15 protein-coding genes and 1 pseudogene are annotated in these 18,004 nt (G+C 70.9%); 6 read left to right on the top strand and 10 right to left on the bottom strand.

Features of this window, described 5'->3' with window-relative positions:
• Positions 1-454 precede the first annotated feature (454 nt).
• From SRB17_RS12605 to SRB17_RS12595, 3 genes are read right to left on the bottom strand one after another with little or no spacing between them, the layout of a single operon-like run.
• Entirely contained in the window at positions 455-856 is a 402-nt protein-coding gene (locus SRB17_RS12605; protein WP_153537665.1) for a cupin domain-containing protein, read from the bottom strand.
• A 32-nt stretch (positions 857-888) separates the two neighbouring features.
• Complete coding sequence (locus SRB17_RS12600; RefSeq protein WP_153537663.1) at positions 889-1,218, bottom strand: carboxymuconolactone decarboxylase family protein; 330 nt, start codon at positions 1,216-1,218, stop codon at positions 889-891.
• Positions 1,219-1,246: 28 nt separating this feature from the next.
• The gene (locus SRB17_RS12595; protein ID WP_323375356.1) at positions 1,247-2,635 is read right to left on the bottom strand and encodes an MFS transporter; all 1,389 of its coding nucleotides are present in this window, start codon (positions 2,633-2,635) and stop codon (positions 1,247-1,249) included.
• Positions 2,636-2,861: 226 nt separating this feature from the next.
• On the opposite strand from SRB17_RS12595, the gene SRB17_RS12590 reads away from it, so the two are divergent.
• The 3 genes from SRB17_RS12590 (at position 2,862) to SRB17_RS12580 (ending at position 8,086) form a co-directional block, all read left to right on the top strand.
• Positions 2,862-3,761: a helix-turn-helix transcriptional regulator gene (locus SRB17_RS12590; RefSeq protein WP_323375354.1), complete on the top strand. Its 900-nt coding sequence runs from the start codon at positions 2,862-2,864 to the stop codon at positions 3,759-3,761.
• A 354-nt stretch (positions 3,762-4,115) separates the two neighbouring features.
• Positions 4,116-5,471, top strand: a complete 1,356-nt coding sequence (locus SRB17_RS12585; protein WP_228395958.1) for an alpha/beta hydrolase family protein — start codon at positions 4,116-4,118, stop codon at positions 5,469-5,471.
• Positions 5,472-6,184: 713 nt separating this feature from the next.
• On the top strand, positions 6,185-8,086 hold the full coding sequence (locus tag SRB17_RS12580) for an ArnT family glycosyltransferase (protein ID WP_228395957.1): 1,902 nt from the start codon (positions 6,185-6,187) through the stop codon (positions 8,084-8,086).
• Between the two features lie 16 nt (positions 8,087-8,102).
• Here the strand turns inward: SRB17_RS12580 and SRB17_RS46135 are convergent.
• Positions 8,103-8,231, bottom strand: a pseudogene (locus SRB17_RS46135) (SAM-dependent methyltransferase); the annotation flags it as partial.
• Between the two features lie 194 nt (positions 8,232-8,425).
• Between SRB17_RS46135 and SRB17_RS12570 the strand changes: the two are divergent.
• Positions 8,426-8,848, top strand: a complete 423-nt coding sequence (locus tag SRB17_RS12570; RefSeq protein WP_153537659.1) for a hypothetical protein — start codon at positions 8,426-8,428, stop codon at positions 8,846-8,848.
• Between the two features lie 51 nt (positions 8,849-8,899).
• Here SRB17_RS12570 and SRB17_RS12565 read toward each other — a convergent pair whose 3' ends face one another.
• Entirely contained in the window at positions 8,900-9,985 is a 1,086-nt protein-coding gene (locus SRB17_RS12565) for an ATP-binding protein (protein WP_228395956.1), read from the bottom strand.
• A gap of 199 nt (positions 9,986-10,184) precedes the next feature.
• Between SRB17_RS12565 and SRB17_RS12560 the strand changes: the two genes are divergently transcribed.
• Positions 10,185-11,375 (top strand): permease, encoded by a 1,191-nt coding sequence (locus tag SRB17_RS12560; protein ID WP_153537657.1) that lies wholly within the window; start codon positions 10,185-10,187, stop codon positions 11,373-11,375.
• 989 nt (positions 11,376-12,364) lie between these two features.
• Here SRB17_RS12560 and SRB17_RS12550 read toward each other — a convergent pair.
• Entirely contained in the window at positions 12,365-13,282 is a 918-nt protein-coding gene (locus SRB17_RS12550; protein WP_153537655.1) for an aminoglycoside phosphotransferase family protein, read from the bottom strand.
• A gap of 270 nt (positions 13,283-13,552) precedes the next feature.
• Complete coding sequence (locus SRB17_RS12545) at positions 13,553-14,095, bottom strand: GNAT family N-acetyltransferase (RefSeq protein ID WP_153537653.1); 543 nt, start codon at positions 14,093-14,095, stop codon at positions 13,553-13,555.
• 97 nt (positions 14,096-14,192) lie between these two features.
• On the opposite strand from SRB17_RS12545, the gene SRB17_RS48460 reads away from it, so the two are divergent.
• Positions 14,193-14,342 (top strand): hypothetical protein, encoded by a 150-nt coding sequence (locus tag SRB17_RS48460; protein ID WP_416237042.1) that lies wholly within the window; start codon positions 14,193-14,195, stop codon positions 14,340-14,342.
• 164 nt (positions 14,343-14,506) lie between these two features.
• Here the strand turns inward: SRB17_RS48460 and SRB17_RS12535 are convergent, their stop codons facing one another.
• The 3 genes from SRB17_RS12535 to SRB17_RS12525 form a co-directional block, all read right to left on the bottom strand.
• The gene (locus SRB17_RS12535) at positions 14,507-14,707 is read right to left on the bottom strand and encodes a hypothetical protein (RefSeq protein ID WP_228395955.1); all 201 of its coding nucleotides are present in this window, start codon (positions 14,705-14,707) and stop codon (positions 14,507-14,509) included.
• A 364-nt stretch (positions 14,708-15,071) separates the two neighbouring features.
• On the bottom strand, positions 15,072-16,220 hold the full coding sequence (locus SRB17_RS12530) for a carboxylate-amine ligase (RefSeq protein ID WP_194293973.1): 1,149 nt from the start codon (positions 16,218-16,220) through the stop codon (positions 15,072-15,074).
• 896 nt (positions 16,221-17,116) lie between these two features.
• The gene (locus SRB17_RS12525; RefSeq protein WP_153537647.1) at positions 17,117-17,998 is read right to left on the bottom strand and encodes an SDR family NAD(P)-dependent oxidoreductase; all 882 of its coding nucleotides are present in this window, start codon (positions 17,996-17,998) and stop codon (positions 17,117-17,119) included.
• Positions 17,999-18,004: the final 6 nt, after the last annotated feature.

The following is an 18,004-nucleotide window of genomic DNA, read 5'->3' as shown; positions in this document are numbered from 1 at the left end:
GTCCGGCCGACCTGCATCCGGGCCCTGGCACCCGACCGGGCGGGCTGAACCAGGCCGATGGCTGCTCCTCGCCTCCCGACCGGCCTGGGTGGAAGACGGCCGGCCAAGCTGTCCGCCAAACTGCACTCCGACAAGCGGTCCGACGACGACCGTTCGAGTCACCTCTGCCTCCGCCCAGCGGACACAGGTAGGTTGCGGCACGCCGGCCGTGCAGTCGCTTCAACCAGTCGACCGTGTCCAACAGCGGTGCCTCGCTCATCCACACCGCCGGACGCGGGGGCCGACCCGGCTGGAGCACGGGGCGGGCTTGCTGCAGCGGTCGGGCAATGCCGACACGTTCGAGGACGGCGCCGGCCCAGGCCACGACGCTCTGAGCGGCTGGGCCTGCCGTGACCGCCATGCCGCCGCCCGGCAGGTGCCGACCCCGTGCTCGGGAATGGCCGGGCCGGGCCGGTCAGACGCGGGTGCTGTGGCGGGGGCCTCCGTACTCGGACTCGGTGACGTGTTCCAGCCAGTCGACGTCGTCGGTCTCCCACAGCGCGAGGTGGGTCATGAAGTGGTCCGGGGCGGCGCCGTGCCAGTGCTGCTCCCCCGGCGGGGTCCAGATCACGTCCCCGGGGTGGGCTTCGAGGATCTCCCCGCCACGGGACTGGACCAGGGCGATGCCCTCGACGATGCAGAGGGTCTGGCCCAGGCCGTGGGAGTGCCAGGCGGTGCGGGCGCCGGGGGCGAAACGGACGGCGTTCGCGCGGGTGCGGGAGGGGTCCTCGCCGCGGTAGCTGACATCGGCCCACGCGTCGCCTGTGAACCACTCCGCCGGCAGCTTCATCGTCGGCTGCTTCTTCAACAGTTCCATCGTGAAATAGGTCCTTCTTGAGGCTGGTCAGGTCAGGAATTGGGGCCTTCGGGCTCCTCGGCGATGCTCTTCAGCTGGGCGACGGCGGTCATGGCGGACGGCCAGCCGGCGTAGAAGGCCAGGTGGGTCAGGGCCTCGCCGAGCTCCTCCTTGGTCAGGCCGTTGGCCAGGGCGAGCTCGAGGTGAAAACCGAGCTGCTCGGTGCGGTAGAGCGCCGCCAGCGCGGTGACGGTGACCAGACTGCGGTCACGGGGCGACAGCTCGGTGCGCTCCCACACATCCCCGAAGAGGACGTCGTCGGTCAGCTCCACCAGCTTGGGGGCCACGGAAGTCAGCGCTCGCGGCGCGGTTTGCCTGGGCATGGTGCCAACAGCTCCTTGTATCAGTGTGTCAAGTGGTGTCGTGCCGCTGCCCGAGCAGAGGTGTCACCACGATCGTGGACAGCAGGACGGCGACGGTGATGAACAGGCTCATGCGCAGTCCGTGCAGGAAGCCGGCGCGGCCTGCCAGCAGGGCGCCGAAGACGGCGACGGCCAGGGCACCGCCGATCTGGCGGGCGGTGTTGAGGATGCCGCCGGCGACGCCCGCGCGGTGGGCGGGCACGGTGTCGAGGAGGTGGGCGGTCAGCGGGGGCATGACCAGCGGGCCGCCGAGGCCTACGGGAATCATCAGCGCGGCGACGGCCCAGGGCGGTGCGGTCGCCGGCAGGACCGCCAGGATGATCATTGCGGCGGCCATCAGCAGCAGTCCGCCCGTGATCGAGGCCCGCCTGCCGATCCTGTGCACCAGCCGGCTGGAGGCCGGTGTGAACAGTGCGGCGAAGGCCATCATCGGCAGGAACGCCACCCCGGTGGCCATCGACGACAGGCCGCGCACCTGCTGGAAGTACAGGCTGAGCAGGAACGGCATCCCGTAGAAGCCGATCATGAAGGCGAAGCCGATGGTGACCGCCGTCGCCATGGCGCGGTTGCGGAACATCTCGAGCGGCACCATCGGGTGCGCGGTCCGAGCCTCGATCATGAAGAAGCCGGCCGTGCCGAGGACCGCGACCGCCAGAGCCGCGATCACGTGGGAGGCGGTGAAACCGTCGGCGCCGGCTTCGATGACCCCGTACGTCAGTCCGCCCATCCCCGCTACCGCGGCGACCTGCCCGGGCAGGTCGAACGGAACCCTGCGGCGCGGCGACGGCGTGATCCGCGCCAGCAGGAGCAGGGCGACGACGCCCACGGGGACGTTGATGAAGAAGATCAGCCGCCAGCTCAGCTCGGTCAGCACGCCGCCCACAAGAGGACCGGCCGCAGCGGCCGCCGCCCCGCCCGTCGCCCATACGGCCACCGCATGGGCTCGGCCGGCCCGGTCGTCGTACGCCTCTCTGATCAGCGCCAGCGTCGTGGGCATCACCACCGCCGCCCCGGCGCCCTGCAGGAACCGAGCGGCGACGAGGATGCCCAGGCCGGGCGCCAGGCCGCAGGCCGCGGAGGCGGCGGCGAACACCACCACGCCGGAACCGAAGGCCCGCCGGGCTCCGATCCGGTCCGCGAGAGCGCCCGCCGACAGCAGCAGCGCGGCGAACATCAGGGTGTAGCCGTCCACCAGCCACTGCAGTCCGGTCATCCCGCCGCCCAGCTCGTCACGGATCGTGGGCAGCGCGACGTTGACGATCGTGGCGTCCAGCGTGATCACGAAGAAACCGACCACGGCGGCGGCGAGGGCCGCGACCGCGTGACGGCTGCGCTCCGGGGCTGCCGCGTCAGCGGCCGACCGCACGGTGGTGGGCACGAAAGACTCCAGACGACGAGATGGACGTAGACGTGATGGCGGTGCGGCAGCGCGCAGCAGCCGCCTCTGCTGCCGCCGCGATAGCTGCCGCTGCCGAGGGCGGATCGCTCCGCTCTTTCTCTCCGCCACCCATGAAATCGCTGGCCACGGGGGTGCGGAAGGTAATGGTGTTCCAGGTAATGACAGAACCCCCCACGCCCTGGCCGCCCGCCCTAGCCTGGAAGGCGTGGACAGCAGGAGCGAGATCAAGGAGTTCCTGGCCTCGCGCCGGGCCAGGATCACCCCCCAGCAGGCCGGCCTTCCCGCGTACGGCGGCAACCGTCGCGTGCCCGGCCTGCGCCGTGAGGAAGTCGCCATGCTCGCGGGCATGAGCGTCGACTACTACGTCCGTCTGGAGCGCGGCAACCTCACCGGTGTCTCCGAGGCGGTCCTGGACTCGCTCGCCCGTGCCCTTCAGCTGGACGAGGCCGAACGCGCCCACCTCGACGACCTGGCCCGCGCCGCCAACACCGCAGCCCACAAGCGCCGGCGCACAGCCCAGCAGCCCACGCGTGTCCCGCCGAGCGTGCAGCGGATCCTGGACTCCATGACCGACGCGCCCGCGTTCGTCCGCAACGGTCGCCTCGACTTCCTCGCCGCCAACCGACTCGGCTATGCCCTGTACGCGCCCCTGTTCAGCGACGGGCAGGAACCCCCGGCGAGCATCGCCCGGTTCAAGTTCCTCGACCCCCGAGGCCGCGAGTTCTTCGGTCGCCACTGGGAGGAGTCGATGAGCAACACCGTCGCCCTGCTGCGCACGGAGGCCGGCCGTAACCCGCATGACAAGGGTCTGACCGATCTCATCGGCGAACTCGTGACCCGGAGCGAGGAGTTCCGCACCGCCTGGGCCCGGCACCATGTGCGCCTGCACCACACCGGTCTGAAGCACTTCCATCACCCGGTCGTCGGTGACCTCACCCTCGTCTTCGACGCCATGTACCTGCCCGCACACCCGTCCCTGAGCCTGACCGCGATGACCGCCGAGCCCGGCTCCCCCGACGAGGACGCCCTGAAGCTGCTGGCGAGTTGGGCTGCCACGACTGACGAGTCACTGCCGCGCGGAGCCCTCGAACAACCCGCCCCGTGACCCAGGGTTCAGATCATCGGCGTTGCACGGTTGCAGAACCAAAGCGCAGCCAACTGAACGACAGCCATGTCCGTTTGCCCGCTCCACCGCAGATTGCGGCCCATCGGCTCCCGAAGCTCTGTCCGCCCGCGGACGCGCCCCGTTGCGCGATCCCACGGCCGGACCTCAGCCGCTCGCCGCACGGGGTCCCAGCACGCCGACCCCGGTCTGCCGGACAGTGCGCGGGCGAGGGGAGCTCCGTACGCGCAATTCCACGGTGAAGGCGTGGTCCCGCGTACCGTCGCCCCGGACAGCGGTACGGTGTGCCCCTGACAATCGCCGGGCCCCATGGCCCGTCAGCAACAGGGGAGTTTCATGCAACACCGCAGACCGCGCGACCACCGCAGACTGATAGCCCGAGCGGTCGGTACCGCAGGTGTGCTCGCCGTCGCTCTGGGTGCCGGGGTGACGCCCTCGATGGCCGCCGGGAAGGCGTCCCAGAAGCCGACGGCCACCGGGTCGTCGCCCGACGAGGACTCCACGAACTGGGCGCCCGAGAACGACAGCGCAGCCCTGCCCAAGGCCGCAGCCCTGCCCAAGGCCACCCAGTCGGCCCCCGCGCTCACCCGTGACCGCGCCTCCGGCGTCCAGCTCAAGCTTCCCGCGCCGAGCGGGCCCTACAAGGTCGGCACCTTCAGCCAGCACCTCGTCGACAAGTCCCGTACGGACCCGTACGTACCCGGCAACCGGGCGCGCGAGCTGATGGTGACGTACTGGTATCCGGCCGCCTCCACCTCCGGGCATCCCCTGGCACCGTGGATGCCCTCGGTCTCGGGTGCTCACTTCCTCTACTCGCGCGGTCTGTCGCCGCAGCAGGTCACGCTGCCGCAGACGGCCAGCCACGTCCTGGCCCCGGTCACCACCAAGCTCGGCAAGCTGCCCGTGCTGCTGTACTCGACCGGGCTGCACTCGGACCGCGCGATGGGCACCGCCCTGGCCGAGGATCTCGCGAGCCGCGGCTACATCGTCATCGCCGTGGATCACACGCACGACGCCAATGAGGTGCAGTTCCCGGGCAACCGGCTCGAGGTCAACACCATGCCGGCCGGCTCGCACTCCTCCGACACGCTCAACGTGCGCGCTGCCGACATCCGCTTCGTCATCAACCAGCTCGGCACCATCGCCAAGGGCGGCAACCCGGACGTGGACCACGCCAAGCTCCCCTCCGGTCTGTCGAACACCGTGGACACGTCCCGCATCGGGATGTTCGGCTGGTCGCTGGGCGGCGCCGCGGTCGACACCGCCATGCAGCTCGACCATCGCATCGACGCCGGCGCCAACCTGGACGGCCAGTTCTTCGGCACCGCGCCGAGCAAGGACCTGAGCCGCCCGTTCATGCTCTTCAGTTCCGGCACGCACAACCGCAACAACGACTCGTCGTGGCGCAAGCTGTGGCCCCACCTGAAGGGGTACCGGGTCGACATCCAGCTCCACGGTTCACGGCACCTGTCGTTCAGCGACAACGAGTGGCTGGTGCCCCAGGTGGCACCGCTACTCGGGCTCTCCCCCGAGCAGGTGCAGGAGCAGTACGGCACGATCGACCCCAACCGGGCGATCAAGATCCAGCGTGACTACCTCGCCGCCTTCTTCGACCAGCAACTGCGCAAGAAGCACAGCACCCTCCTGGACGGACCTTCCAGGAGCTACCCGGAGATCGCCTTCGTCCGCTGACCGGACTTCGTGAAACGGGCCCCCGCGTGGGGGCCCACCCCGGGGAGTTCCGTCGCAGGAACGAGACAGGGACCTACGTGTGATCGTCGTGTGACCGCATGCGGCTAAAGTGTGCGTTCGTCGAACGTTCGAGCGCTCGCCGCCCGGTTGAGAGAGGACCCGCTGCCCTGCCCACCGCGTCCCGGGGCCCTCGCCACAGCGTCCCCTCCGCCCGCCGCAATGCCGCTGCCCGGCCGGGTTCGCCCGCCGGGCGCCCCGCTCGTCGTGCCGCACCCAGTGGTGGCCGTCCTCGCCGTAGCCGTCCGCACCTTGGCTGTCCGCACCGTGGCCGCCGGGCCGAGCGGCATCCGATCCGAGGGAGTGCCAGAAGCCGTGTCGACCGGCGCGGAGCCCATCGTCGTGGACTTCCCGCTGCCGACGCGCAGGGCAGCCGGCGCCGGGATGACTCCACAGGCCCACGCCGGCACCGCTGGAGGCGGCGGCCCGGCGCCGTCGGACGCCGCCCTTGACCCCCGCGGCATGTGCACGGGCCTCGGCACCCAGGTCCGCCACGGCCGCCCCGGCGGATCTGCCGCCGAAGGCACGACCACCGACGGTCTGCCGGACGGCCTGTCGCCGGACGGCACGCACCACCGTCTTCGCCCGCGGCTTCCAGGCGGCCCGCCGCCTGTGACCCGCCGCCCCGCCAGACCACCGATCCGAGGACCACCACCATGGCCACCATCCCCACCGACCAGACCACCGGCTCCCCCGGCCACAGGGCAGCGCGCAAGCGCGGCAGCCGTCCGGACGTTCCGGCGAGCTGGGAACGCCCGGCGCTGGCCGCGGTGCTGGTCGTCGCCGCGCTGCTGTACGCCTGGGGCATCGGGCACGCCGCGATTCACCCTTACTACAGCGCGGCGATACGGTCGATGGCCAGCAGTTGGCGGGCCTTCCTCTTCGGCGGTCTGGACCCCAGCGGCTCGATCACCCTGGACAAGCTGCCCGGTGCCTTCTGGCCCGAGGCCGTCTCGGTCTGGCTCTTCGGCCCGAGCACATGGGCGGCCGCGCTGCCGCAGGTCATCGAGGGCGTGCTCACCGTCTGGCTGCTCCACCGGATCGTGCGGGCCTGGGCCGGACCGTTCGCCGCACTCGTCGCCGCGCTGACGCTCACCTTCACCCCGGTCACCGTGGTCCTCAACCGGGCCACCATCCCGGACACCGCGCTCACTCTGCTGCTGGTGGCAGCCGCCGGGGCCCTGCAGAAGGCCGTACGGTCCGGGCGGCTGCTGCCGCTGATCACCTGCGGCATCTGGGTCGGGCTGGCCTTCCAGACGAAGATGCTGCAGGCGTGGCTGGTGCTGCCGGTCTTCGCCGTCGTCTACCTGCTCGCCGCCGGCGGTTCGCCGTTGCAACGGGCCGCGCGCCTCCTGCTGAGCGGTGCCGTCACGCTGGCCGTCTCCTGCTCGTGGGCACTGCTCGCCTGGGCGACGCCCGCCGCGGACCGCCCGTACATCGATGGCACCTCGAACAACAATCCCTTCAGCCTGGTCTTCGGCTACAACGGCCTGAGTCGCTTCAGCGACGACGACACCGCGTTCGGTGCCGTCTCGGGGACCGCCGCCAGCCGGACCTCCGGAAACACCGGCTGGGGAATGCTGGTCAACCACACTGTCGGCCCACAGGTCGCCTGGTTCCTGCCGCTCGCGGTGCTCGCCGCCGTACTGGGACTGGTATGGCGCGCCCGCGCACCGCGGACCGACCTGCTGCGTGCCGGTTTCCTCCTGTGGGGTGGTTGGCTGGCCGTCCACGCCGTGGTGTTCAGCGTCTCGAACGGCAACCACCCTTACTACACGGCCGTATTGGCACCGTCGATCGCGGCGCTGTCCGGGGGCGGGCTCGCCCTCTTCCGGTCCGAGTACGAGGCAGGCGGTCGGCGGCGCGTGTGGCTGCCGTCGGCCATCGTGCTGACGGTGGCCTGGGCGCTGGTCCTCGATCTGCCGACCCTGTTCGCCTCCTGGCTGCTGTTGCTCGCCGTGGGCCTTGCGGCGTGCGGCGCTCTCGGACTGTGGACCAGCGATTCAAGCGCCTCCCGAAGCATGGTCCAGGGCTCTCTGGCCACCGGAATCGCGGCCACGCTGCTCCTCCCCGCCGGCTGGGCCGCCGCCTCCCTCAACCCGCTCTACGCGGGCGCCTCGACCTCGCCCACAGCCGGCCCGGTCGGCAAGGCGTACCATAACGCCGTACACCATCGATCGGCACTGCGCCGGGTCGGGCTCGACCAGCCCAGCGACCGCGACACCACCCTGCTCGACTACCTCACCGCGCATCGCCACGGCGAGAAGTACCTGCTCGCCACCCAGGCCGCCTACCCCGCGGAACGTCTGCTGCGCGCGGAGTCCCAGCCCATGCTGGTCATGGGTGGCTTCACCGGCAAGACCCCCTTCCCCAGCGCCGGTCAACTCGGCACCCTGGTCACCACGCACCAACTCCGCTATGTGCTGCTCACTCCTGTGCGGCCCACCACCCCGGCCACCACGTGGGTGAAGTCCCACTGCACGCGCCTCCGCTCCGGGGAGTACGGCTGGCGCACCAAGGGCAGCTTCCGTCTGTACGACTGCAGCCGGCAGGGCTGAGGCAGAAGACGCGGCCGCCGAGGAAGACGTTGTCCAGCACCACCAGCCGGCCGGGACGCAGCCGGGGCACGATCTCCTCGTAGCCGGGCGGGTAGTTGCCCTTGTCGGCGTCGATGAACGCGATGTCGATGACCGGATCGGGCATTGCGCCGGCACAGGCAGGTGTGGAGCGCACGAGTGTGCATCGTGTGGTCGCGGGGTCTGGGAGTTGGCCATGGCGGATCGGCGGAGAGGACCGAGGTGCGCCTCGATCGGGTTGGCCAGGAGGCGTAGGTCGGGGTGAGACACAGCTCGCACCCATTGGCGCATGCTTGCTCTCAGTGACCTATGATCATGAGCATGTCCGCCCTTCGTGAACGTTCCGCCCACAGTCAACTGGCGGCCAGTGAACAGCTGTTGGCCTACGCCTCCGTCGTGTCGGCCAAGAGCGCCAAGGGCGTCGGCATCGGGGCGTCCATCGCGAACCATATGGTCAACTCCGTGGGCGCGCAGTCCGGCGGAACGGACAGCATCGCCGCGGGCATGCCGCGCACCTCGGGAGCGCTGCTGCTGCGGGTGACCGACCAACGCGTCGGACTGGTCCAGCCCCTGGACGGCACCCCGGTGTGGGAGGTGCCGCGGGCGTGGGTGACCCGGGTCGAACGCCGGCCCCGTACGCAGCTGATGGCCCGCTTCCGGCTGCACTACGCCGACGGCTCCTGGCTGGCCTTCCTCACCATGCGGCGCCGTACGATCGAGCAGTTCCGCTCGCTCATCGGCTGAGGTCGCCCCGCACGTCCCGTTCCCCGGAGCCCGTGGGGCAGTTCGTTCCGCTCAGTCCGCGCCTGCGCCCCGGACGACGTGGCCGATGACGGCCCCGGCGTGCTCGGGGTGGCGCGCCGGCCACGTACCGAGGTGCTCCCGTACGGCCTCCCCCACGCAGGAGCGCACGGCGGCGCCGCCCAGCACGCCACATGTGGCGCCGTGGAACTCGGGACGGTCCAGCTTCACCGATACGACCGCCGTCAGGCCCGCGCAGATCCGGTCGGCGCCGAGGCCGGGGTCCGCCGTCGTCAGCAACCACCGTTGCCGGGCGCGGCTGTTGATCGCGGCTGCCACCCCGTCGCGGAAGCCCGCCAGGTGCGTGCCCCCTTCGGGAGTGGGCCGGCTGTTGGCAAAGCTGCGGATCCGGCCCTCGCGGGAACTGCTCCACCGCAGGGCCACCTCGATCGTCCCCGCCATCAGCGGGTCGTCCTGCTCGATGCCGATGATGTCCGGGTGTACGGCCGTCTCCGCCCGCGCGTCGAGGAAGGCGACGAACTCCCGCACCGCACCCGGATACCGCGCATGCACCGACCGGGCGCCGTTCGGCCCGCGTTCGTCGCTCAGCGAGATACCCAGACCCCGGTTCAGGAACGCCAGTTCCCTGAATCGCTCCGCGAGCACGCTGAACGAACACCGGGCCGTCCCGAAGACGTCGGCGTCGGCCGGAAGGCGATGGCGGTGCCGCTTCCGGTCGCCGCCTCGACGGCAGCGGGCGGCCCGACCGCGACGCCACGCGCGTACTCCTGGACCCGGCGGACCCCCCTGGCGCCGCACCTCGGCCGTCAGTCGGCTCGACAGGGCGTTGGTGACGCAGGGCCCCATTCCGAAGGGACCCACGTCCACGGCGTGGCGACCGCCCGGCCGAGCCCCGGCGCACATGCGGGTCAACAGGTCTTCGAGGCACGGACCGTCGGTGTCGCCGGCGGCCGCCACGGGCAGGCCCGGTCCGTCGTCGGCGACGCGCACGCCGCCGTCGCGCGTGAGGGTGACGTCGACGGTGCGGGCACGGCCGGCCAGGACCTCGTTCACCGCCCGGTCGACGGCCTCGAACACCAGTTGACGAAGCCCGCGTTCGCCGGTCGAGCCGACGTACATCCCGGCCGTCTCCGGATGGCTTCCCAGCCCTCCAGCACCTCGATGTGGCTGGCGTCGTACGCGACGCGAAGGTGCCGGGAGATGGGCACTCACATGCGCGTGGCGGCGGCCCGGAAGTCCATCGAGCCCCCCATCTATACCCCCATGGGGTATAGAATCGAGACCTGCTGACCGAGGACGACGGCGAAAGGTGTGCACCATGCATGCGATCGGGCACGCGTTGTCCATTGCCGGCTCGATGACCTGGGAGATCACCTGGGCATTGATCCTCGGCTTCACCTTGTCCGCCGTCGTGCAGGCGGTGGTTCGCCGCGAGACGGTCGTACGACTGCTGGGGGACGACCGGCCCCGCACGCTCGCCCTGTCCGCAGGGCTCGGTGCGGCCTCATCGTCCTGCTCGTACGCCGCCGTCGCGCTCGCGCGCTCGCTGTTCCGCAAGGGAGCGGATTTCACGGCGGCGATGAGCTTCGAGATCGCCTCGACCAACCTGGTGGTCGAACTGGGCGTGATCCTGGCCCTGTTGATGGGATGGCAGTTCACCGCCGCGGAGTTCGTCGGCGGCCCGATCATGATCGTCGTACTCGCGGTGCTGTTCCGGCTCCTGCTGCGTGAGCGGTTGCTGCGCCACGCACGGGAGCAGGCCGAACGCGGGCTGGCCGGGTCGATGGAGGGGCACGCGGCCATGGACATGTCCGTGGGCGGCGCGGGCGGCTTTCTCCGCCGGCTCCTCTCCCGCGACGGCCTCACCTCCGTCTCGCACATCTTCGTCATGGAGTGGGCGGCGATCCTCCGCGACCTGGTGGCGGGGCTGCTGATCGCCGGGGCGATCGCAGCGTGGGTGCCGGACGACTTCTGGCGCGGCTTCTTCCTGGCCGACCACCCGCTCGCCGCCAAGCTGGTCGGGCCGCTGATCGGCCCGGTGGTGGCCATCGCCACGTTCGTCTGCTCCATCGGGAACGTGCCGCTGGCCGTGGTGCTGTGGAAGGGCGGCATCAGTTTCGGCGGTGTCATCGCCTTCATCTACGCCGACCTGCTGATCCTGCCGATCCTGAACATCTACCGGAAGTACTACGGCGCCCGGATGGCCGCCTTCCTGCTCAGCACGTTCTTCGCCGCGATGGCGGTGGCCGGCTACGTCGTGGAGTTCGCCTTCGGGGGGCTGGGCCTCATCCCCGACCAGGCCGATGCGAAGATCCCCGAGGAGGGCGTCAGCTGGAACTACACGACCTGGCTCAACATCGCCTTCCTGCTGCTGGCCGCCGCCCTCCTGGTCCGTTTCCTGCGCACCGGCGGCCCGGCGATGCTGCGCATGATGGGCGGCTCACCGAACCAGGGCGAACACGAACACGACCACGCACATGGGCAGGGCGAGCACCACCACCATCACTGAGCCGGCAGGGCTCCGCAACCATGGCCGGTCACCGTACGCTCACTCATCGAGCCCGGCCGCCCGCAGGCGGGCCCGCACGGCCGACCACTCCGGCACAACGGGCTCGCTGCGGTTCCGGCCGACGGCCCGATCCTTGAACCCGCTGGAGGCGGACACGCACACCTCCGGCCCGTGAAGTCCTCGTCGACGCAGGTCCGCAGCCCCGCCAGGCCGGCCGCCGCCGAGAGCTCGGCCCACACACCGGCGCGGCCCAGCTCGGCTTGGGCGGCGTGCAGTTGCTCGTCCGTGACCAGGACCGCGCGGCCCCGCTGCCGCGCACCGCGAGGACGCCACGGTAGCCGTTCACCGGGCAGCTGATGCCGTACGCGTCGTTGGCGCCGACCTCCACATGCGCTGCCGGCAGGCCCTGTCGCAGCGCCGCGGCCAGCGGTTCACCGGCGGCCGGTTCGCAGGCGATCAGCCGGGGGACCCGGTCGGTCACCTCGAGGCGGCGCAGTTCGGCGAAGCCCATTCCGATGCCGAAGAGCAGTTCGCCGTAGCCGGTCGGGACGAAGACGGCCGCGGGGACACCGAGATCGGCGCTCGGCGATCCGCCGGGCCAGCGGCCAGCGCACCTCCGCCGGCACGGGCAGCACCACAGCGCCGTGCGCGCAGGAACGGGTCCATCGCCGACGGCAGGTATCGGTAGAGGTGAGGACGACGCAGCGCAGCCCGGCACGCGCCGCGAACGCCGCGGCGGAGGCGCCGCGGTTGTCCGCTGCCGCGACGACGACGCTGGGTGCGCCGGAGGCAGGGCGGCGAGCGGCGGCAGGAGCGGGCCAGGCGATCTGCTCGAAGAGCTCGTCAGGGACGAGCCGGAACTGCTGCCCCGGGTTGCTGGTGCCGCTGAAGATGTCGCCGCACCGGCATTTGAAGCCACCCATGTCGTTCTCCCTCCGCAGCCTTCCATCAGGCGCCCACATGGCGGCCGATGGGGCGGCCCTGCTTGATCACTGGTGGATTGTTGCGGTGAGGCGTTGCAGTGCGGCGTGGGCGGGTGGGCCCCAGGTGGGCTTGCCTCCCGGGCGGCCGCGGAGGCCGGCGTCTCCGATGTGGAGGCAGGCGAGGGCGCGCAGCACCGCCCAGCCGCGGGCGCGGCGTAGGGTCGCGACGTCCGGGCTCGGCCGGTAGGCCTCGTGGAAGCGGTCGACGGCGCCGTCCGGCAGGAGGATCCAAGCGGCGGCGAGGTCGCAGGCCGGGTCGCCGGCGAAGAGGTCGCCGAAGTCGATCACGCCGGAGAAGGTGCCGTTCGTAGTCAGGATGTTGGCCGGATGCAGGTCGCCGTGGAGCCAAAGTGGTGGGCCTGCCCAGTCGGGCGCGGCGGCGGCGTCCTCCCAGACCGCGCGGACGGCGTCCGGGTCGCGAATCAGCCCCAGCTCGGTGGCCGAGGCGAGCCCTTGGGCGAAGCCTTCCGCGGTGTCGGCCAGCGGGCCACCACGGTCACGGCCTGCTGGTGCCCCGTCGGGGGCGGGGCGGTGGAGGGCGGTCAGGAACGCGGCCAGGGCGATGGCCGCCTCCTCGGGGCGCGTCGCGGGGGCGCGGTCGGCGGGCTCGCCCGGTACCCAGGTGGTGACAAGCCAGGGCCGCGGAAACCGTTCGGAAGGCTCACCAAGACGCTGCGGGACGGGGATCTGGAGAGGAAGGTGCGGGGCGAGGAGGGGCAGCCAGGCGTGTTCCTTGCGCAGCAGCGCGTCCGCGGACCGCGTCGCCCAGGGCATCCGGACGGCGAGGTCGTCACCGAGCCGCCACACTTGATTGTCCCAGCCGAGCGCTCCCAGCTTCAGGGGGCGATCCGCAAGGTCGGGGTGCTGCTCGCGCAGCAGATCCCGGATCAAGTCCTCGGTGATGTCCCTCTCGGTGGCCGTCATGCGCAGCAACAGTAGTCGGGGGGCGACCTGACCGGGTTCCGGGCGGATCTGCGTCGAGTGCGGTCCGGATCTGTGTCGAGTCAAGCCGTCGAACGCACTTCGAACTTGATCAGCGGCTTCGCGGTTCAGCGGACGTGCAGACGGCCTCGCTCCGGTCCTGTGCTCCGTCATGGAGCGGATCGTCGCTTCGAGTTGTGCGACGCTCCGCTGTGCAGGGACGGCCGGCGGGGACGCTGGTTGATCTCGCCCCCGCGCCTGAACGTGCCGCCGTCAACGAGTGGTTGTGACGTACTGGTCCGACGACAACTCGAACACCCGTACTCGCCGACCGCAGGTGGGATTGACGGTCTCACGGACCGGATGCATCCCCAGTTTGGTCATGATCCGTTCGGAGGCGCCGTTGCCCACTTGAGCGATGCTGACGATCCGCTCCAGCCCGCGCTCTTCGAACCCGAACCGTACAGCGGCCTCAGCGGCCTCGGTGGCCAAGCCCTGTCCCCAGTGGGAACGTCCCAGCCGCCAGCCGACCTCGACCGCCGGCAGTACCTCCGGCAAGAAGTCGGGCACCGAAAGGCCGGTGAACCCGGCCAGCTCGCCGGTGGACCGGATCTCCACGGCGAACAGGCCGAAGCCCTGTGACTCCCACTCGCTCTCCCATGCCTGGATCCCGCCGCGAGTCTGCTGTTCGTCACGGACGCTGCCGTCACGGATCCACCGCATGACCTCGGGGTCCGCATTGACGGCAGCCATGGGCGCAACGTCTTCCTCGCGCCAGCGACGCAGGATCAAACGGGGAGTCTCAAGCGTGACCATCCAATCATTCTGGATCACAGATGGGCTCTCCGCCATCCTCACCAGGCACTTTCGATACCCGCCCGGCAGACGACTCGGAGGCGGCCCACCGGTGGACGTGGCTGGCGTTCAGGCGCATCGCAACGGCTTCGGCGAACGCTGCTGCGGCTGGGCCGGTCCACAGCCCCCGGTCGGCGACGACGCCCACGACTACGTCTTCCGCCTCTACGCCCTCCCCGCCCCCATCATCGGGCCCTACCAGCGCTGACCACGGCGGCCCCAGCCCTGCGTTCAACGTCTGGCGCCAGGCGCCCGGCGCAGCCTGGCTCGCGGGGTCCGGGCACGGGCATCGATTGCCCCGTCGAGCCCGTCCGCCCAGGCGCGTGGCGCCGCAGGCGCGGCATCGTCACAGACAGCCATCGCGACCCGGCGTCACCGGGCACAGCCGACGTCGAGCACCTCGACGACGTCGCCGCGGATCGTGTACACCAGCCAGCACCACTCCCCGAACGCGGCAGCGAGGTCCGGCGCCCGTGTCTCGGCGTCGCCGGTGACTGCGCTGATGAGCATGACGATCTCTTCGTGCATCTCGTCCGGCACGTCGAAGAGAACGTTGGCGGCCCTTTGGATCATTTCGACTTTCATGGCACCCCCCGGTCGAGCAGGAGCGGCACGGTTCGGCGAAGCCGAGTGGCCCGGGCCGCGCTCACGGTCCGAACGGAGCCCTGAGGACCACCGTAAACCCGCCGGCGCCCATCGATGTCGAGGATGGAGGGCGAGTTGGATCCAGCCCATCCGGGAACCGCGCCCATGCACACGGGCTGCTGCAACAGGACGCACATCAGTCACATCGCCCCCACGAGAGTCGATCCCCGATCGCCTGCCCAGCCGTCGGTCCGCCCATGACGTCCTCCTCGGATCACGGAATGCGAACGGCCCATGACGTCTGCCCCGGATACAAGGAACCCGGACGGCTTCACGGAACCGGGACGGCGCTTCACGGTGCCTCGACGGCGAGGTCGTCCACCACAGCCTGCAGGCCACCCTCGTGTCGTTCCGCCGCGCGTCGCTGCCGCGTGGAGCCGGACCCGTTGAGCTGGACATCGCTCAGCCAGTCGCCGACACGCCGGTCGTCGCCGTACCGGCTGAGGTGGGGCTCGACCCGTTTCCACAGCTCTTCGATCAGCCGGCCGACGGCCATGGGAGCGCAGTCGAAGGTGTGGGTGGCGGGCAGAACGCCGACCGATCCGTGCCGGGCGGCCTGCCAGCACGCCGCCCTCAGGAGCAGATCGGGAACGTCGGGCGCGGGTTCGCCGGAGCGCACCAGCTCCACGGCGTGCCCGACGAGGGCACGGACGAGCAGCGCGTACGCGGTGGTGGTTGTGGCGTCGGGCATCACGTCCGCGACGCGCACCTCGATGGTGGGAAGATGCGCCGAGGGCCGGACGTGCCAGTAGACCATCGCCGGGTCCAGCGCTGCCCCGGAGGCCACGAGTTGGTCGACGACCCGTTCGTAGTGCGCCCCGTCGTGCAGGCGGGGAGGAGGTCCCGCCGAGGGCCAACGGCTCCAGACCACCGATCGCCAGCTCGCGTATCCGGTGTCCGCGCCGTCGCTGTACGGCGAGTTGGCGGTCAGGGCCAGCAACAACGGCATCCAGCCCCGCAGGTGGTTGACCGCCCGAACGGCTGCCTCCCGGTCGGCCACGCCGACGTGCACGTGGCAGGCGTTCACGCCCTGCCCGTGAACCACGGCTCCGAAGCGGTGCACAAGGGCCCGGTACCGCGGCTGATCGAGGACGGGCGGCGGTCCGGAACGGCCGAGTACCGCCACGCCGCTGGGCACCAGCAGGCAGTCGTGCTCGGCCGCCGCGGCGGCCGCACCCGCGCGTAATCGACGGACTTCCGCTTCCACATCAACGCCGGTACGGCACACGCCGCTGACCGTCTCCAGCTGAGACTGCGACAGCTCTGGTGTGACATGCGGCCCGCCGAGGCGAGCACGAGCGGACCGCACCACGGAAAGAGACCTGCAGACAGCAGACCTGCTGCGCCGGTCGGCCAGGACGAACTCCTCCTCCACACCGACCGTCGGCGGTGCTGTCGTCTCCGGCGAGCACCCCGCCCCGCCTACGGCGGCAGGGGTCACGGCATCGAACGGCTCTGGCACATCCAGCCCTTTCCGAAAGACACGGAACACCGGGAACCACCCGTCGCCGACTCCGCACGGGTCTCGTTCACTCCTCACGCACCCGAGCGCACAAGCCCACTTACCGCCGGACCAGGAGTGGGAACCGTCATGCTGAGCCTTCGACCGAAGCGCTGCAAGCGGTTACCAAGCCACCCTCACAGCGCACCGACCACCCACGATGATTCGGCGGTCGAAGACCGGCACACCGCGGGTCCGCCCAACGCCCGGACCGGCAACCACCAGCGAAGTCGCTCACCGGGCAGGCGCAACGCGCGGCGGATCCACGGCACTTCCAGCCGATGCCGGCCGTTTGCGGACGAGCAGCACGGGGAGGGAGGGGCATCCGCAGCCGCGGGGCGCCCAGCTCGATGTGTCCGACACTGAACGCACCGCCGCTCCCGGGCGGCCCGAGGCCTGTACGCACCGGACGCCTTCTCTCCGACCAGCCCCCGCTCCACGGCGGCGCGGCGGGCCGTCACGGGCAGGGTCGGGTACTTCGGGCTGAGCGAGGCCGGCCCCCGGACGATCCACATGCCGTCCAGCCGGTCTCCGTCCTGCGGACCGAGTACTCCCTGTTCGAGCGGGACGTCGAGCACGGACATGCGCAACATCGACCCCCGTCGGCAGCCCGGCAACTTCGCGAGGAACGAGCGCATCGTGCCCACCCCCGGCACCCCCAGCCCACCTGACCACCCGGATCTGAGACCCGACCACCACCATGGCGCCGTCCAGGGGTGATGCAGCCGACGCGATCGCCACTCGTCGGTGGACCTGGGGACGCCGTTCTCATGGCTGGTGCCGACGAGTCATCGACTCCTTCTGCGCACACGTCGGCGTGACAGGCCGATCGGACGTCACGGGCGCCCTTCGGGCGGGAGCTGCGCGGGATAGGGCTCGCTGAAGTCGGCCGAGCGGCTCACCTTCTCCCAGGCGATCGCCTCCGACAGCTGACGGCGGGAATAGTCCTGCGCCATGGTCACCGCGTTCACGCCCAGGAGCAGGTGGCTGGGGACCTGGTCCCGCCGTACGGTCCGCACGATGATCTCGGCCGCTCGGCGCGGGTCCCCGGCCGCTCCGGCCGTGCTCTGCCGTACGCGCCGGTTCATCGCGCCCACGGTCTCGTCGTAGGCGTCGGGGATCGCATGGACGGTCATGGACGAGCCGGCCCAGTCCGTGGCGAAGCCGCTCGGCTCCACGACCATGACCCGCACGCCGAACGGTGCGGTCTCCGCGGCGAGGACGCGACTGAAGCCGTCGACGGCGAACTTGGCCGCCTGGTAGGAGGCGATGCCCGGCGATCCGCCGACCCGGCCCCCGACAGAGGAGACCTGCACGACGGTACCCGACCCCTGGCGGCGCAGTGAGGGGAGCGCGGCCTTCGTGACGTTGTAGACGCCCCAGAAGTTCGTCTCGAACTGGGCGCGGAAGTCGTCGTCCTCCACTGTCTCGATGGGCGACACGTTCGCGTATCCCGCGTTGTTCACGAGTACGTCGATGCGCCCGAAGTGCGTGACCGCCTGCTCGACGGCCTTCTGGGCAGCGTCCGGGCTGGTGACGTCCAGGGCCAGAGGAAGGACGCGGTCGCCGTGCTCGCCGAACGCCTCCGCGAGGACCTCGGGGCGGCGGGCCGTGGCCACGACGCGGTCTCCGGCCTGGAGGGCCGCAGCGACCAGAGCGTGGCCGAGGCCGCGCGACGAACCGGTGATGAACCAGACCTGGGAATCCTGTGGAGTCATGCGTTT

It is taken from the genome of Streptomyces sp. RB17 (genome assembly GCF_009604455.1).
Taxonomy (GTDB): Bacteria; Actinomycetota; Actinomycetes; order Streptomycetales; family Streptomycetaceae; genus Streptomyces.
Note: the sequence above shows the minus strand (reverse complement) of the source record. Positions and strands in the feature narration are given on the sequence as shown.

What these genes read in the sequence shown, in the direction of transcription:
- SRB17_RS12570 (WP_153537659.1), top strand. Translation starts at nt 8,426, where the DNA reads ATGTCCGCCCTTCGTGAACGTTCCGCCCACAGTCAACTGGCGGCCAGT.
- SRB17_RS12600 (WP_153537663.1), bottom strand. Translation starts at nt 1,218, where the DNA reads ATGCCCAGGCAAACCGCGCCGCGAGCGCTGACTTCCGTGGCCCCCAAG.
- SRB17_RS12525 (WP_153537647.1), bottom strand. Translation starts at nt 17,998, where the DNA reads ATGACTCCACAGGATTCCCAGGTCTGGTTCATCACCGGTTCGTCGCGC.
- SRB17_RS12580 (WP_228395957.1), top strand. Translation starts at nt 6,185, where the DNA reads ATGGCCACCATCCCCACCGACCAGACCACCGGCTCCCCCGGCCACAGG.
- SRB17_RS12550 (WP_153537655.1), bottom strand. Translation starts at nt 13,282, where the DNA reads ATGACGGCCACCGAGAGGGACATCACCGAGGACTTGATCCGGGATCTG.
- SRB17_RS12585 (WP_228395958.1), top strand. Translation starts at nt 4,116, where the DNA reads ATGCAACACCGCAGACCGCGCGACCACCGCAGACTGATAGCCCGAGCG.
- SRB17_RS12560 (WP_153537657.1), top strand. Translation starts at nt 10,185, where the DNA reads ATGCATGCGATCGGGCACGCGTTGTCCATTGCCGGCTCGATGACCTGG.
- SRB17_RS12605 (WP_153537665.1), bottom strand. Translation starts at nt 856, where the DNA reads ATGGAACTGTTGAAGAAGCAGCCGACGATGAAGCTGCCGGCGGAGTGG.
- SRB17_RS12565 (WP_228395956.1), bottom strand. Translation starts at nt 9,985, where the DNA reads ATGTACGTCGGCTCGACCGGCGAACGCGGGCTTCGTCAACTGGTGTTC.
- SRB17_RS12545 (WP_153537653.1), bottom strand. Translation starts at nt 14,095, where the DNA reads ATGGTCACGCTTGAGACTCCCCGTTTGATCCTGCGTCGCTGGCGCGAG.
- SRB17_RS12535 (WP_228395955.1), bottom strand. Translation starts at nt 14,707, where the DNA reads ATGATCCAAAGGGCCGCCAACGTTCTCTTCGACGTGCCGGACGAGATG.